The 14,685-nt window shown below is 74.4% G+C and carries 14 protein-coding genes and 3 tRNA genes; 14 read left to right on the top strand and 3 right to left on the bottom strand.

Features of this window, described 5'->3' with window-relative positions; translation table 11 throughout:
• Window positions 1-72 precede the first annotated feature (72 nt).
• From ACGFIR_RS11865 to arfB, 6 genes are all read left to right on the top strand, one after another.
• Entirely contained in the window at window positions 73-1,125 is a 1,053-nt protein-coding gene (locus tag ACGFIR_RS11865; RefSeq protein ID WP_393004514.1) for an AAA family ATPase, read from the top strand.
• 29 nt (window positions 1,126-1,154) lie between these two features.
• A complete protein-coding gene (locus ACGFIR_RS11860; RefSeq protein WP_393144756.1) occupies window positions 1,155-2,168 on the top strand; it encodes a DUF58 domain-containing protein in 1,014 nt (337 codons plus the stop codon).
• Window positions 2,165-3,124 (top strand): VWA domain-containing protein, encoded by a 960-nt coding sequence (locus tag ACGFIR_RS11855; RefSeq protein ID WP_393004512.1) that lies wholly within the window; start codon window positions 2,165-2,167, stop codon window positions 3,122-3,124. Before ACGFIR_RS11860 ends, ACGFIR_RS11855 begins: the two co-directional genes overlap by 4 nt.
• Before the next feature lie 43 nt (window positions 3,125-3,167).
• Complete coding sequence (locus ACGFIR_RS11850; RefSeq protein WP_393004510.1) at window positions 3,168-4,031, top strand: S1C family serine protease; 864 nt, start codon at window positions 3,168-3,170, stop codon at window positions 4,029-4,031.
• 110 nt (window positions 4,032-4,141) lie between these two features.
• Window positions 4,142-4,447 (top strand): hypothetical protein, encoded by a 306-nt coding sequence (locus tag ACGFIR_RS11845; protein ID WP_393004508.1) that lies wholly within the window; start codon window positions 4,142-4,144, stop codon window positions 4,445-4,447.
• Between the two features lie 9 nt (window positions 4,448-4,456).
• Complete coding sequence (arfB, locus tag ACGFIR_RS11840; protein WP_393004506.1) at window positions 4,457-4,882, top strand: alternative ribosome rescue aminoacyl-tRNA hydrolase ArfB; 426 nt, start codon at window positions 4,457-4,459, stop codon at window positions 4,880-4,882.
• A gap of 27 nt (window positions 4,883-4,909) precedes the next feature.
• Here the strand turns inward: arfB and ACGFIR_RS11835 are convergent, their stop codons facing one another.
• Both ACGFIR_RS11835 and ACGFIR_RS11830 read right to left on the bottom strand, forming a co-directional pair.
• The gene (locus tag ACGFIR_RS11835) at window positions 4,910-5,800 is read right to left on the bottom strand and encodes a 3-methyladenine DNA glycosylase (protein WP_393004504.1); all 891 of its coding nucleotides are present in this window, start codon (window positions 5,798-5,800) and stop codon (window positions 4,910-4,912) included.
• Window positions 5,801-5,834: 34 nt separating this feature from the next.
• Window positions 5,835-7,100, bottom strand: a complete 1,266-nt coding sequence (locus ACGFIR_RS11830; RefSeq protein WP_393144586.1) for a hypothetical protein — start codon at window positions 7,098-7,100, stop codon at window positions 5,835-5,837.
• A gap of 194 nt (window positions 7,101-7,294) precedes the next feature.
• Between ACGFIR_RS11830 and ACGFIR_RS11825 the strand changes: the two genes are divergently transcribed.
• The 4 genes from ACGFIR_RS11825 (at window position 7,295) to ACGFIR_RS11810 (ending at window position 8,812) form a co-directional block, all read left to right on the top strand.
• Window positions 7,295-8,098, top strand: a complete 804-nt coding sequence (locus ACGFIR_RS11825; RefSeq protein WP_393144584.1) for a fumarylacetoacetate hydrolase family protein — start codon at window positions 7,295-7,297, stop codon at window positions 8,096-8,098.
• 106 nt (window positions 8,099-8,204) lie between these two features.
• Window positions 8,205-8,276 (top strand) — tRNA-Gln (locus ACGFIR_RS11820).
• Between the two features lie 134 nt (window positions 8,277-8,410).
• Window positions 8,411-8,483: transfer RNA gene (locus ACGFIR_RS11815), tRNA-Glu, on the top strand.
• 256 nt (window positions 8,484-8,739) lie between these two features.
• A tRNA-Glu gene (locus tag ACGFIR_RS11810) sits at window positions 8,740-8,812 on the top strand.
• 101 nt (window positions 8,813-8,913) lie between these two features.
• Here ACGFIR_RS11810 and ACGFIR_RS11805 read toward each other — a convergent pair.
• On the bottom strand, window positions 8,914-9,600 hold the full coding sequence (locus tag ACGFIR_RS11805) for an IclR family transcriptional regulator (RefSeq protein ID WP_393004498.1): 687 nt from the start codon (window positions 9,598-9,600) through the stop codon (window positions 8,914-8,916).
• Window positions 9,601-9,649: 49 nt separating this feature from the next.
• Between ACGFIR_RS11805 and leuC the strand changes: the two genes are divergently transcribed.
• The 4 genes from leuC to ACGFIR_RS11785 all read left to right on the top strand — a co-directional run bounded on the left by leuC (window position 9,650) and on the right by ACGFIR_RS11785 (window position 14,658).
• Window positions 9,650-11,098, top strand: coding sequence for a 3-isopropylmalate dehydratase large subunit (leuC, locus tag ACGFIR_RS11800; protein ID WP_393004496.1), 1,449 nt, complete (start codon window positions 9,650-9,652; stop codon window positions 11,096-11,098).
• Window positions 11,099-11,110: 12 nt separating this feature from the next.
• A complete protein-coding gene (leuD, locus tag ACGFIR_RS11795) occupies window positions 11,111-11,698 on the top strand; it encodes a 3-isopropylmalate dehydratase small subunit (RefSeq protein ID WP_393144582.1) in 588 nt (195 codons plus the stop codon).
• A gap of 172 nt (window positions 11,699-11,870) precedes the next feature.
• The gene (locus tag ACGFIR_RS11790) at window positions 11,871-12,587 is read left to right on the top strand and encodes an HU family DNA-binding protein (RefSeq protein ID WP_393144580.1); all 717 of its coding nucleotides are present in this window, start codon (window positions 11,871-11,873) and stop codon (window positions 12,585-12,587) included.
• 130 nt (window positions 12,588-12,717) lie between these two features.
• A complete protein-coding gene (locus tag ACGFIR_RS11785; RefSeq protein WP_393144578.1) occupies window positions 12,718-14,658 on the top strand; it encodes an endonuclease/exonuclease/phosphatase family protein in 1,941 nt (646 codons plus the stop codon).
• Window positions 14,659-14,685: the final 27 nt, after the last annotated feature.

The following is a 14,685-nucleotide window of genomic DNA, read 5'->3' as shown; positions in this document are numbered from 1 at the left end:
CGGGTCGCTAAGGGCCACCCCGGCGCCGATATTCCGACGTTTGTGCGGCGGCCGGCACGGGAAGCAAGCACCGTGACGGACATCTCGGACACCCTGGCCAGCGTGCCCAGCCCGGTCGATCCCGATGCGACCCCGGCCGACCTGGAACAGACCCTCTTCGAGGTCAAACGCGTGATCGTCGGGCAGGATCGGCTCGTCGAGCGCCTGCTCACCGCCCTCGTCGCGGACGGGCACTGCCTCCTGGAGGGCGTGCCCGGGGTCGCCAAGACGCTCGCCGCGCAGACCCTGGCCACGGTGGTGGGCGGCACCTTCTCCCGGATCCAGTTCACACCCGACCTGGTCCCCTCCGACATCGTCGGCACCAGGATCTACCGGGCGTCGCGGGAGGACTTCGACATCGAGCTGGGCCCGATCATGGCGAACCTGGTGCTCGCCGACGAGATCAACCGGGCCCCGGCGAAGGTGCAGTCCGCCCTGCTGGAGGCGATGGCCGAACGGCAGGTCTCGATCGGCGGGCACAGCTATCCCGTGCCCGAGCCGTTCCTGGTGCTGGCCACCCAGAACCCGATCGAGTCCGAGGGCGTCTACCAACTGCCGGAGGCGCAGCGCGACCGGTTCCTGATGAAGGTCGTCGTCGACTATCCGAGCGACGTCGACGAACTCGCCATCCTGTACCGCATGAGCGCCGACCGGCCCACCGCCCGACAGGTGCTCGACCCGCAGCGCCTGCGGGAACTCCAGGCCCGCGCCGCCCACGTCTTCGTGCACCACGCGATCGCCGAGTACGTGGTCCGGCTGATCCTCGCCACCCGCGACCCCGGCCGGTTCGGGCTCCCCGAGATCGCCCCGCTGCTCGCGTACGGGGCCAGCCCCCGGGCCACCCTCGGCCTGGTCCGCGCCGCGCGGGCCCAGGCGCTGCTGCGCGGTCGCGAGTACGTGCTGCCCGAGGACGTGCGTGAACTGGCCGTCGACGTGCTCGCCCACCGGCTGGTGCTCTCCTTCGACGCGGTCGCCGACGGGGTGGCCGCCGAGGCGGTGGTCCGGCGGCTGGTGGAGGCCGTACCGCCGCCCCGCGTCGCCACCGGGCACCCGGAACACGCGGCTGCCGACCTGGCGGCGGCATGAGGTGGCGCGGAACCACCGCGCCGGCGGTCGTGCCGGCCGACCCGGGACTGGCCGAGCTCACCGCGGACCGGCGCCTGCGCCGGCTGGAACTGAGCGTCACGCGCCGGCTCGACGGGCTGTTGCAGGGCCGGTACCGGGGCCTGCTGCCCGGGCCGGGCAGCGAGACCGCCGGCAGCCGGGAGTACCGGCCCGGTGAGGACGAGGTGCGCCGGATGGACTGGGCGGTGACCGCCCGCACCACGGTCCCGCACGTACGGGAGGTCGACGCCGACCGGGAACTCACCACCTGGCTGCTGATCGACGCGAGCCCCAGCATGGAGTACGGCACCGCCGAACTCGACAAGCGGGAGCTGGCCGTGGCGGCCGTCGCGGCGGTCGGCTTCCTCACCGGAGGCGTGGGCAACCGCCTCGGCGCGCAGGTGCTCAGCCGGGACGGGCTGCGCCGGTTCCCGCCCCGCAGCGGGCGTACCCACCTGCTCGGCCTGCTCCGGGCCCTGCTGACCGCCCCGCGCGTCGGCGACCACGACCCGCCGCCACGCGTCGGCGGCCAGGACGGCGACGACCCGGCGCCGCCCGGCCCCGACCTGGCCGACGGGCTGGCCGGCGTGCACCGGGCGGCGCTGCGCCGCGGCCTCGTCGTCGTGGTCTCGGACTTCCTCGACGGGCTGCCCGACGACCCCCGGGAGGCGCCGCCCTGGGAGACCGCCCTGCGCCGCCTCGCCGCGCGCCACCAGGTGCTCGCCGTGGAGATCACGGACCCCCGGGAGCTGGAGCTGCCCGACGTCGGCCTGGTCACCCTGGTCGACCCGGAGACCGGGCGGCGGCGCGAACTCTGGACCGGCGACCGCGCGCTGCGCGAGCGCTACGCCGCCGCCGCGACCGCCCAGCGCGACCAGGTACGCCAGGCGCTGCGCCGCAGCGGGGCCACGCACCTGCCGCTGCGTACCGACCGGGACTGGGCCGCCGACATCGTGCGGCACGTGCACACCCAGCGGCGGCTCGCGGCGGCCCCTCCCCGGGCGGCCCGGGGAGGTGTGGCGTGATCTGGCAGTCGCCCGCCCGGCTCTGGCTCCTGCTGGGGGTCCTCGCCCTGGCCGTCGGATACCTGCTGATGCAGCGCCGGCGCAGCCGGTACGCCGTCCGCTTCACCAACCTGCGGCTGCTCGACCGGGTCGCGCCGCACCGCCCGGCCTGGCGGCGGCACGTGCCCGCCGGGCTCTTCCTGGCCATGCTGGCGCTGCTGGTGGTCGGCTTCGCCCGGCCCACGGCGGAGGTGCGGGTGCCCCGCGAACGGGCCACCGTGATGGTCGCCGTCGACGTCTCCACCTCGATGCTCGCCGGCGACGTGGAACCGGACCGGCTCAGCGCCGCCAAGGAGTCCGCCCGGCGCTTCGTCGACGGCCTGCCGGACGAGTTCAACGTCGGGCTGGTCGCGTTCGCCGGCAGCGCGGCGGTGCTGGTGCCGCCGAGCACCGACCGGGAGGCCCTGCACGAGGGGATCGAGCGGCTGGTGGAGGGGGCCACCGGGGTGCAGGGCACAGCCATCGGCGAGGCCATCAGCACCTCGCTCGGCGCCGTGAAGGGCTTCGACAGCCAGGCGGCGAAGGACCCGCCGCCGGCCCGGATCATCCTGCTCTCCGACGGGGCGAACACCTCCGGCATGGACCCGATGGAGGCGGCGTCCGAGGCGATCGACATGAAGGTGCCGGTGCACACCATCTCGTTCGGCACCCCCGGCGGCACCGTGGACCGGGGCGGCCGGCCGATCCAGGTGCCCGTCGACGGGCAGACCCTGCGCGCGGTGGCCGAGGAGACCGGGGGCGGGTTCCACGAGGCCAGCACCAGCGACGAACTGCGCGCCGTCTACGACGACATCGGCACCTCGGTCGGCTACCGCACCGAGCGACAGGACGTCTCGGCCCGGTTCATCGGCCTCGGGCTGGTGTTCGCCATGGGGGCCGCGGCCGGCTCGATGCGCTGGTTCGCCCGGCTGCCCTGAACCGTACGGCCACCGTCGAGAAGGACACGTGAGGAGCGTACGCATGGCAGTGCAGACCGGGCTGGGCGAACCGCGCGGCCCCTGGTTCATCTCCCCGGAGCTGGATCCGGACGGGCGGGCCCGGTGGGGCGGGACCGACCCGGACCGGGGCCCGGCGGGACGCGGCCCGCGCGGGCGGGTGCTGGCGGCGCTGGCGGTGGTGGCACTGTCGACCGCCTCCGGCGCGGTGGCCGGCGGCATCGTGGCCGGCCGTGACGACGCACCGGGCCCGACGGCGGCCTCGGCGGCCCCGGTCCCGGCGGAGCTGGTGACCGCGGCCGGGAAGACCGTGCCGGGGGTGGTGTCGGTGCTCGTGGGCGGGTCCGGCGGCGCCTCGGCCACCGGCTCCGGCTTCGCCGTGGACGACCAGCAGCACATCATCACCAACGACCACATCCTGGCCAAGGGGCGCGGCGGGGCGGTGACGGTGGAGCTGCCCGACGGGCGGCGGTACACCGCCGAGGTGGTCGGGCGGGAGCCGCGCAGCGACCTCGCCGTGCTCCGGGTGCCGCCGTCGGCCGGCCTGGCGGCGCTGCCGCTGGCCAAGCCGGGCTCCACCAAGGTGGGGGAGCCGGTGCTGGCGGTCGGTTCGCCGCTGGGGTTGCCCGGCACCGTCACCGCCGGCATCGTCAGCGCCCTGGACCGGCAGGTGCGCCTCGGCGACAACCGGCACACCGCCGTGCAGACCGACGCCTCGATCAACCCGGGCAACTCGGGCGGCCCGCTGGTCAACGCGCGCGGCGAGGTGATCGGGGTGAACACGGCCATCGCCACGATCGACGGCAACGGCTCGATCGGCATCGGCTTCGCCATTCCCATCGAGCAGGTGCAGCAGACCGCCGACACGATCATCGGAAAGGGCGGCTGAGCTGTGCGTACGTCCCTTCGGGACAGCCTGGGAACGTGAAAACTGTCAGATACCCGGCGGGAAATGATCGGACCATGGAAATATTACGCTGAGTATGGATACTGGCGTGGGTGGAGCGTCCTGGAATCGTGGCCCTCCTGCTGGTGGGCCTGTTGATCGGTACCGGAGTGGGGTCGGCGTACGCCCGGGCACGACGCGGGTGGGCCGACTACCAGACCGCCAAGAAGACCGTGCCCGGCGCCCGGCGCGCCGCGTGGCTGCTGATCAAGGTGGCCACCACGAAGATCGGGGTGATCGCCCTGCTGCTGGTGGGGGCGGTCGCGTACGCCGCCGCAGGCTCGGACGACGACAACCCCGCCCCGCCCGCGCAGACCCCGAGCCCGTCCGCGACCCCGAGCGTCCGGCAGGGGCGTTAGCCTCGGGGGGTGGACGACGGACTGCGGGTGACCGACCGGTGGAGCGTTCCCGCCGCCGAGCTGCGGGAACGCTTCTCCCGGTCGTCGGGGCCCGGCGGTCAGGGCGTCAACACCACCGACTCGCGGGTCGAGCTGAGCTACGACCTGGCGGCCTCGCCGGGCGTGCCCGAGCCGCTGCGGGCGCGCGCCCTGGAGCGCCTCGCCGGCCGGCTGGTCGACGGCGTGCTGACCGTCACCGCCAGCGAGCACCGGGCGCAGTTGGCCAACCGGGAGGCGGCCCGGGAACGGCTGGCCGCGCTGCTGCGCGAGGCCGCCGCCCCGCCGCCCCCGCCCCGCCGGCCCACCCGCCCGTCGCGGGGCGCGAAGGAGCGCCGGCTGGCGGAGAAGAAGCGCCGGTCACAGCGCAAGCGCGACCGCCGCGTCGACGGCGACTGAGCCGGGCCCGGAGGCGGGCCGACCCGCTCACCCGTCGGCGGTCGACAGGAGCCGGTCGCACTCGGCGACCAGGCGCGCCCGCAGGGGCGCGGCGCGCTGCGCGAACGACCGCTGCGCCCGTACGTAGTCGTGCCGCCCCTCGGCGGTCTCCACCAGCACGGGGGCGTAGCCGAGGGCGGTGAGGTCGTAGGGGGAGGCCCGCATGTCCAGCGTGCGGATCTCCCGGGCCAGCTCGAACGCGTCCGCGACCAGTTCGCTCGGCACCAGCGGGGAGAGCTTGTACGCCCACTTGTAGAGGTCCATGTTGGCGTGCAGGCAACCCGGCTGCTCGTGCGCGTGCTGCGTCTCGCGCGTCGGGGTGAGCAGGTTCAGTGGCCGGGCGGGCGCGGTGAAGAACCGGTACGCGTCGAAGTGGCTGCACCGCACGCCCCGTTCCCGGACCACGGCCGCCGTCTCGTCGGGGCTCAGCCGCAGGGGCCAGGCGTTGTGGCGTACCTCCTCCTGGGTCTGCCGGTAGACCATGGCCCACTCGTGCATCCCGAAGCAGCCGAGGTGTGCCGGTCGGTCGGCTGTCGCCGCCAGCAGCGCCCGGATCCACCCGAGCGACTCGGCGCGCCGCGCGCGTACGGCCTCGGTGTGGAGGGTGGCCCCGGCGGCGGTGGCCCGGTAGTCCCGGCCGAGATCGCCCGGGTCCGCGTCGCGCAGCACCACCCCGGCGCCGGGGTGCCAGCGGCGCAACTGGGCCGGACGGTGCGAGTAGTAGGTGAAGAGGAAGTCCTCCACCGGGTGCTTCCCGCCCCGGCGGCGGCGCGCCAGGTGCGGGGTGACCCAGGCGTCGACCCGCTGCTCGTGCGCCCGGCGCCGGGCCTGCCAGCACGCCGCGTCGAGCACGGCGGTCGGGGCGAGGGCGGCGGTCACGGACCCCAGGGTACGACCGCCGCCCGGCGCCCGGTCAGGGCACGTCCACCCGGACCCCGGCGGAGAACACCCCGCTGCGCAGCTCCAGCTGCTGCGGCGGCGCCTTCCCGTCGACCGTGAAGACCAGCGGCAGCACCGTCCGGCTGCCGGCCGCCATCGGTTGGGCGAAGACGTCCCGGCCCTGGTTGGCCGTGCGCGTCGCCTGCTCGTCGGTGCTGACGAAGTTGCCGTCGGGCAGGTACGCCCGTTGCAGCCGGCCGTGCCAGCTCTGCTTCTCCGGGGTGAGGTTGCGCACCCCGACCGTGGCCTCGCACCGCCGGGCCGCCGTGCCGGGTTCGCACGCGACGCGGTACACGGTGAACTCGAACGCCGACTCGCGCAGCGCCTCGCCGATGGCGCCGTTGACCCCCTGGCCGATCCACGCGCCGCTGGTCGGCTGGCTGTCGGTGTCGACGGAGGAAACCCGCCGGGTGGCCGTCCAGGCGGCGGTGCCGACCGTGCCGGCGAGCACCACGGCGGCCACCGGGACGATCAGCCAGACCGACGGCTTGCGGCGCAGCTGTTCCGGGCGCGGGGTGGCCGGGCGCGGGTAGACCGTCCCCGGCCCCTCTCTGGTCAGGGCGGCGGCGACCGGTCGGCGGCGTCGGCGCCACGTCCACACCCCACCCACCGCGAGCACCGTCACCGTGGCGAGCCCGGCCAGCAGCACCGGCGTACGTCGCCACGGTGGTGCCTCGGCGCGGGCGGGCGCGGCGGCCGGCACGCCCGCCGCCCAGGTCGCCGTCGCGCAGTCGTACGGCCGGTTGCCGTCGCGGGCGAAGGCGCAGGCCGGGGCGGTCAGCGGCCGGGCCGGGGCGGCGGTGGTGAGCGCCGTGCCCAGGGTGGTGGTGCTGCGGGCGGGCAGCTTCAGCTGCCAGGTGACCTCCGTGGTGGAGTGCCCGGCGCTCCGGGTGGCCCGGCCCCCGTTGGTGATGGCGGTCGCCGAGGCCCCGGCCGGCAGCTCCTGCCGGACCGTGGTGTCCACCGGGGTGGCCCCGCTGTTGCGGACCTGGATCCGGTAGCGCGGCGCCGGCGTGCTCTCCGGCAGCACCGCGACCGTGACCGGCGGTTTCGCCATCGGCGGGGCGGCCCGGGTCGGGGTGGGCACCGCCGGTGGCGCCGACGGCATCGCCGGCTCCGGGGTCGACGCGACCGCCGGTGGTGGCGCGGCCGCCGCGGACGGTGCCGGCATGGCGGCGAGAATGCCGAGGCAGTGTACGAACACTGCGAGGGCCCTGTGGTGTCGTGTCGATGCAGGCATACGAACGAACCTCCGGAGCCGACGCTAGGGGCGGGGCGACACCGGGCGGGTACGAAGTCGCGAAACCGGCCCCCGTGGGTGGACGGTGGCATAGGGTGCGCCCGCCCCGGTTCACGGAGCGCGTTGGAGGCCGCCCGGGCGCGCCTGCCTGCGGCCTCGGTCGGGACGCTGGTCGCCGGGGATAGATTGACCCGGTGCGTATCGCTCGTTTTGCTCATGCCAAGGGAATGTCGTTCGGGGTCGTCGAGGGCGAGCCGGAGGCGGGCCCGCAGGGCCTGACCGTCGCCGAGATCGAGGGCCACCCGTTCGGCCAGATCACCTTCAGCGGCGCCCGGTGGGCGCTGTCGGACGTCCGCCTGCTCTCGCCGATCCTGCCCAGCAAGGTCGTCTGCGTCGGCCGCAACTACGCCGAGCACGCGGCCGAGCACGGCAGCGAGGTGCCGAAGGAGCCGCTGCTCTTCCTCAAGCCGTCCACCTCCGTGATCGGGCCCCGGGACGCGATCCGGCTGCCGATCTTCTCCAAGCAGGTCGAGCACGAGGCCGAGCTGGCCGTGGTGATCGGCGCGCCGGGGGCCCGCCGGGCCGACCGGGCCGCCGCCGAGCGGGCCATCTTCGGCTACACCTGCGCCAACGACGTCACCGCCCGGGACCTCCAGCGCTCCGACGGCCAGTGGACCCGCGCCAAGGGCTTCGACTCGTTCTGCCCGATCGGCCCGTGGATCACCACCGGGCTCGACGTCCGCGACCTGGAGATCCGCTGCGAGGTGGGCCGCGATCCCGAGGAGATGGAGGTGCGTCAGCTCGGCCGGACCCGGGACATGGTCTTCGACGTGCCGGCCCTGGTGTCGTACGTCTCACACGTGATGACGCTGCTCCCCGGCGACGTGGTGCTCACCGGCACGCCGGCGGGGGTTAGCCCGCTCACGGACGGGGATACGGTGACCGTGCGGATCGAGGGGATCGGGGAGCTGAGCAACCCGGTGGTGCCGGTCGCCTGATCCGCGTCGAGTCCCGTTTCCGCAGCTCAGAGGCGGTTCGGGGGGTTCGATTTGGCCTGTCGGCACCGGGAGGGTAAGGTTTGTTCCCGGCACCGCAAGGGGCCAATGGGGTATGGGGTAATTGGCAGCCCGACTGATTCTGGTTCAGTTAGTCTAGGTTCGAGTCCTGGTACCCCAGCGCAGCCGAGGTTCGGAAGAGCCTCGGGCGCTGGATCTCGTAGGAGATGACTCCGATTCCCGGTCAGGGGATCGGGGTTCTCTCTGGTAGAGTCCAGCGGCACCACTTGCGAAGTGGTGCCGCAAGCAGGTTCTGGCCCCGTCGTCTAGCGGCCCAGGACGCCGCCCTCTCAAGGCGGTAGCGCCGGTTCGAATCCGGTCGGGGCTACATCTCGAACGGCCCGTTCCACTCCGGTGGGGCGGGCCGTTTCGTATGCCGTTCCACGCCGTATGCCGTTCCACGCGGTATGCCGTTCCATGCCGTGGGACGGACCCGTTTCGCGCGTCCGGGCGCCGCCGTCTGCCGTGGCCCGGCCGTTCCGTCCTGGTCGCGCCGGCCCGGTCGCCCCGATTTCGTCCCCGGAGGGGACGCCGCTAGACTACAGCGGCACCGCTCGCGAGGGCGGTGGAAGCAGCGAAGTCTTGGCCCCGTCGTCTAGCGGCCCAGGACGCCGCCCTCTCAAGGCGGTAGCGCCGGTTCGAATCCGGTCGGGGCTACATCTCGAACGGCCCGTCCCACCCCGGTGGGACGGGCCGTTTCGCGTTCCGCCCCTCGGCCCGCCCCGGATTCCGGCGCCCGACCAGCCAGCGGAGGGCGGTCAGAGGCCGGAGAGGCGTTGGCCGGCCCGGACGGCGGCCATCGCGTGGCGTTCGCCGGGGCGGCGTCCCAGGCGCTCGATGGGGCCGGAGATGCTGATCGCGGCGATGACCCGACCGGTGCGGTCGCGGATCGGCGCGGAGACGCTGGCCACACCGGCCTCGCGCTCGGCGACGCTCTGCGCCCAGCCCCGGCGGCGTACCTCGGCGAGGGTGCGGCCGGTGAACTTCGACCGGGGGAGCAGCGGCATCACCGCCTCGGGCGGCTCCCAGGCGAGCAGGATCTGCGCCGCGGAGCCCGCCGTCATCGGCAGCACCGAGCCGACCGGCACGGTGTCCCGCAGGCCGCTGGCCCGTTCCGCGGAGGCCACGCAGATGCGCTCGTCGGCGCGGCGCAGGTAGAGCTGGGCGCTTTCGCCCGTCGCGTCCCGCAGCGCCGCCAACAGCGGCTCCGCCGCCGTCAGGAGCACGTCCGGCGCGGCGTTGGCGAGCTCACCCAGGCGCGGGCCGGGACGCCAGCGCCCCTGGGTGTCCCGGACCAGCATCCGGTGGATCTCCAGCGCCTGTGCCAGCCGGTGCGCGGTGGCCCGGGGCAGCTTGGTGCGTTCAACGAGTTCGGCCAGGCTGGCGCCGTCGATGCAGGCGGCCAGAATGACCACCGCCTTGTCGAGAACGCCGACACCGCTCATACTGTGTCCCACAAGCCGAAACTTACCTCCCAGAATTTAGGATGTCCAGATGGTGGGAGTCACTACTGCCAAGCCGAGGACCCTGGCCGAGAAGGTCTGGGACGCACACCTCGTCCGGGCCGCCGAGGGCGAGCCCGATCTGCTCTTCATCGACCTGCACCTGCTGCACGAGGTGACGAGCCCGCAGGCCTTCGACGGGCTGCGCCTCGCCGGGCGTCGGGTGCGTCGCACCGACCTCACGCTCGCCACGGAGGACCACAACACCCCGACGGGGTACGCCGACCCGGCGTTCCGGCAGCGGCGCGGCGACCTGCTCACCATCGCCGACCCCACCTCGCGTACGCAGATCGAGGCGCTGCGCCGCAACTGCGCCGAGTTCGGGGTGCGGCTGCACTCGCTGGGCGACGAGAACCAGGGCATCGTGCACGTCATCGGCCCGCAGCTCGGCGTCACCCAGCCGGGCATGACCATCGTCTGCGGCGACTCGCACACGGCCACCCACGGCGCGTTCGGCGCGCTCGCGTTCGGCATCGGCACGAGTGAGGTCGAACACGTGCTGGCCACGCAGACGCTGCCGCAGATCCGGCCGAAGACGATGGCCGTGAACGTCACGGGGCAGCTCGCCCCCGGGGTGACCGCCAAGGACCTGGTGCTCGCGCTGATCGCCCAGGTCGGCACTGGCGGCGGCCGCGGATACATCGTCGAGTACCGCGGCGAGGCCATCCGGTCGCTGTCCATGGAGGGGCGGATGACCGTCGCCAACATGTCCATCGAGTGGGGCGCCAAGGCCGGCATGATCGCGCCGGACGAGACCACCTTCGCGTACCTGAAGGGGCGGCCGAACGCCCCGCAGGGCGACGACTGGGACGCGGCGGTCGCCTGGTGGCGGACCCTGCCCACCGACGAGGGCGCGACCTTCGACGCCGAGGTGACCCTGGACGCCGCGGCGGTCACCCCGTTCGTCACCTGGGGCACCAACCCGGGCCAGGGCGCGCCGCTGGGCGCGGTGGTGCCGGCACCGGAGGACTTCGGCACCGAGACCGAGCAGACCGCCGCCCGGCGTGCGCTGGAGTACATGGACCTGCGCCCCGGCACCCCGCTGCGGGACCTCGCCATCGACGTGGTCTTCGTCGGCTCCTGCACCAACGGCCGGCTGGAGGATCTCCGGGCCGCCGCCGACGTGCTGCGCGGGCACCGGGTCGCCGACGGGGTGCGGATGCTGGTCGTGCCCGGATCCGCCGCCGTCCGCGAGACGGCCGAGGCGGAGGGGCTGGACAAGGTCTTCACCGACGCCGGCGCCGAGTGGCGCTTCGCCGGCTGTTCCATGTGCCTGGGCATGAACCCGGACACGCTCTCGCCGGGCCAGCGCTCCGCCTCCACCTCCAACCGCAACTTCGAGGGCCGCCAGGGCCGGGGCGGACGCACCCACCTGGTCTCCCCGCCGGTCGCCGCCGCCACCGCCGTGGCGGGCCGGCTGGCCGCTCCCGCCGACCTGTAGAAGGGCATTCAGATGGAGAGGTTCACCACCCACACGGGTACCGCCGTGCCGCTGCGGATGTCCAACGTGGACACCGATCAGATCATCCCCGCCGTGTACCTCAAGCGGGTGACCCGAACCGGTTTCGCGGACGGCTTGTTCAACGCCTGGCGCGAGGACCCGGAATTCGTACTCAACGATCAAGCCCATTCGGGTGCGTCGATTCTTGTGACGGGTCCGGAGTTCGGCACCGGCTCCTCCCGGGAGCACGCCGTCTGGGCGCTGCGCGACTGGGGCTTCCGTGCCGTCATCTCGCCCCGCTTCGGCGACATCTTCCGGGGCAACGCGCTCAAGGAGGGTCTGCTCCCGGTCGAGCTGGAATTGAAGGCGATCGAGGAGATCTGGGACCGGGTGGAGGCCGATCCGACCACCCCGGTCACCGTCGACCTGACCGCCCGCGAGGTGCGCGTCGGCGAGTCCACCTGGCCGTTCCCGCTGGACGACTTCAGCCGCTGGCGGCTGCTGGAGGGCTTGGACGACATTGGACTCACCCTCCGCCACGAGGCGGAGATCAGCGCGTACGAGACCACCCGGCTGCCGTTCCTGCCCTCGATCGCATAGCCGTACGCCCGATCCCACAGCGGTTTCCGCCCCCGTCGGTCCCACCGGCGGGGGCGAATCCGTTACGACACAAGGGCTTTTTTCGACCGAATGTTTGTGTAGCGGCAGCACAGGGCATACCGTGCGCGCAGAATGGCTCGCGTCGAGTCAGTTGCACAATCGGGAGGAAGTCGTGAACAAGGCCGAGCTCATCGAGGCGCTCGCCGTTCGCCTGGGGGACCGGAAGACGGCGACGGCCGCGCTCGACGCGGTCCTCGCTGAGGTCCAGGCGGCGGTCACCAAGGGCGAGAAGGTGGCGATCACCGGATTCGGAGCGTTCGAAAAGCGCGTCCGGGGCGCCCGAACAGCGCGCAACCCGCGGACAGGTGAGGCGGTGAAGGTCAAGAAGACATCCGTCCCGACCTTCCGTCCGGGCGCCGGATTCAAGGAGATGGTGGCCAGCGGCAAGGTGCCGAAGGCCACGGCGGCGGCGAAGAAGACCGCGGCGGCCGCCAAGACCACGTCCGCCGCCAAGTCCACTGCGGCGGCCAAGACGACGGGGGCCAAGACCACCGGGGCGAAGGCGACCGGAGCCAAGGCCACCGGGACCAAGGCCACCGGAGCCAAGGCGACGGGCGCGAAGGCGACCGGGGCGAAGGCGACCACGGCGGCCAAGAAGGCCCCCGCGGCGAAGGCGACCAGGACGACCGCGGCGAAGAAGACCACGACCGCCAAGGCCGCCCCGGCGAAGAAGACCGCGGCGGCGACGAAGTCCACGGCGGCGACGAAGTCCACGGCGGCGAAGAAGACCGCCGCGACGGCGAGCAAGAGCGCGGCGGCCAAGAAGACCGCGGCGAAGAAGACCACGGCGAAGAAGGCTCCGGCCAGGAAGGCAGCGACCAAGCGCTGAGTCGAGCGGTACGCGGAGGGCGCCCACCGGCCGGTGGGCGCCCTCCGTCGTGTCCGCCCCACCCGTTGACCGCGAGCGTGCCGCGCCCGCAGAATCGCCGCACCCCTTCCGGTCGGCGAAAGGCAGCCCCGTGCGCTACCGCCACCTCCCCACCGTCACCCTCGCCCTGGGCGTCGTGCTCCTGGTCGACGTGCTGCGCGTCTTCCTGCCGGCGGTGATCACCATCTTCGGGCAGGCCGCCTCGACACCCGCCGAACTGCTGGGGGCGTTCGCGTTCGGCTGGTTCCTGCTCGCCCTGGTCGCGCCCGCGCTGCTGCGCCGGGTGGGCACCCGCCCCGGCACGCTCGTCGCCGCCGTGCTGCTGGTCGTGGCGCGTCTCGCCGTCAACGGCCAGCCCGGCGGGCGGCTCCAGCTCTGGCTCGCCACGGCGGGGCTGCTCGCCGGGCTGGTGTGGCTTGCCGGCGCCGCCGCCGGCACCGACCGCCCCGTACCCGGGCTGGCGCTGGGGATGGCGGTCGGCGCCGGCGTGCACACGGTGCTGGACACGTACCGCTCGGCGTTCTTCGGCCCCTGGCCGGCGTGGCTCGCGGCGGTCGCGGTCGCGGGCCTCTTCCTGGCGGGCCAGGCGCGGCCCGTGCCCCCGGCCGGGGCGGGCGGCGTACGGGGCTGGCTGCTGGCCGGGCCGGCGCTGCTGCTCGCCGGCATGGTGGCCCTCTCCCCGGCGGTCGCCCGGACGGCGATGTCGTACCAGTTCGGGCTGCTGCGCGCGGACCCCGCCGGCGAGGCGGGGGTGGCCACGGTGCCGGCGTTCGGCCCCGCCCCGCTCGCCGTGGCCGTCGGCGGTTTCCTGCTCGCCGCGCTGGCGCCGCCCCTGCGGGGGGCCTGGCGGTGGCTGGGTCCGGCGGCCCTCGTCGGCGGGGCCGTCCTCGTCGCCCTCGAACGCGGGATGCTGCTGCTGCCGGCCGTCCTGCTCACCGCCGTCGGCCTCGGGGCGTGCCTGGCCTTGGCCGGCGCCGCCGACGGACGGGCCGGCGCCGACGAGGCCCCGTCCGCCGGGTCGGCCGGCGGCGGACCGGAGCCGGCACGGGTGGCCGCCCGACGCGGGTACGCCGCCGCCGGCGGGATGCTCGTCTTCGCCGTCGCGGCGGTGGCGTACTACGCCGCCTACGACCTGGGTTACCCCAATGCCGGGGTGCCGGTGGCGGTGGCGGTGCTGGTCGCCGCCGTCGCGCTGGCGACCCGGCCCACCCCGGTGCCGGCCCGGTCGCCGTTGCCGCCGGTGCGGACGGCCGCCACGGCAGCCGTACTGACGCTGCTCGCCGCGGTCGCCAGCGACGAGGTGCTGGTCGCCACCAACCGGCCCGGGCCGCCCGAGACGGTCAGGGTGGCGGCGTACAACGTGCGGATGGGGTTCGGGATGGACGGCCGCTTCGACCCGGACGCGTTGGCGCGGGCCGTCGCGGGAGCCGACGTCGTGGCGCTCAGCGAGGTGGACCGGGGCTGGCTGCTCAACGGCGGGCACGACACGCTCGACCTGCTGGCGGAGCGGCTCGACATGCCGTACGTCTTCGCGCCCGCCGCCGACCCGCTCTGGGGCGACGCCGTGCTGAGCCGGTGGCCCCTGGTCGCGGCGCGGACCCGGCCGCTGCCGGCCGTCGGCGCGCCCACCGGGGCGCAGGCTCTCGGGATCACCGTCGACTTCAGCGGGGACGTCCGCCTCGCGGTCGTCGCCACCCACCTGCAACCGCCGCCGGGCGAGGATCCGGTGGTCCAGGCCCGCGCGGTCGCCGACTTCGCCGTCCGGTACGCCGCCGGCCGACCCCTGGTGGTCGCCGGTGACCTGAACACCGGGCCGGACGACCCGGCGTTCGCCGAGTTCACCCGGGCCGGTCTGGTCGACGCGCTGGCCGCCGCCCGCCCCCTGCCGACCAGCCCGGCCGACGCCCCGCGCCAGCAGATCGACCACATCCTCGTCACGCCCGACCTGGCGGCCGGCGACGCGGCGGCCCCACCGGGGACGGCCAGTGACCACCTGCCGGTCGTGGTGACCCTGACCCTGCCGCCGACCTGACCCACGCGCACCGGCGTGGACCCGGAG

The sequence above is a fragment of the Micromonospora sp. NPDC049051 genome, from assembly GCF_043197575.1.
Taxonomy (GTDB): Bacteria; Actinomycetota; Actinomycetes; order Mycobacteriales; family Micromonosporaceae; genus Micromonospora.
This window is presented reverse-complemented; position numbering and strand designations above follow the sequence as displayed.

Bases quoted from the DNA above. Each gene is read 5' to 3' on its own strand.
- ACGFIR_RS11850 (WP_393004510.1), top strand. From the start codon at position 3,168: ATGGCAGTGCAGACCGGGCTGGGCGAACCGCGCGGCCCCTGGTTCATC.
- ACGFIR_RS11830 (WP_393144586.1), bottom strand. From the start codon at position 7,100: ATGCCTGCATCGACACGACACCACAGGGCCCTCGCAGTGTTCGTACAC.
- ACGFIR_RS11805 (WP_393004498.1), bottom strand. From the start codon at position 9,600: ATGAGCGGTGTCGGCGTTCTCGACAAGGCGGTGGTCATTCTGGCCGCC.
- leuC (WP_393004496.1), top strand. From the start codon at position 9,650: ATGGTGGGAGTCACTACTGCCAAGCCGAGGACCCTGGCCGAGAAGGTC.
- leuD (WP_393144582.1), top strand. From the start codon at position 11,111: ATGGAGAGGTTCACCACCCACACGGGTACCGCCGTGCCGCTGCGGATG.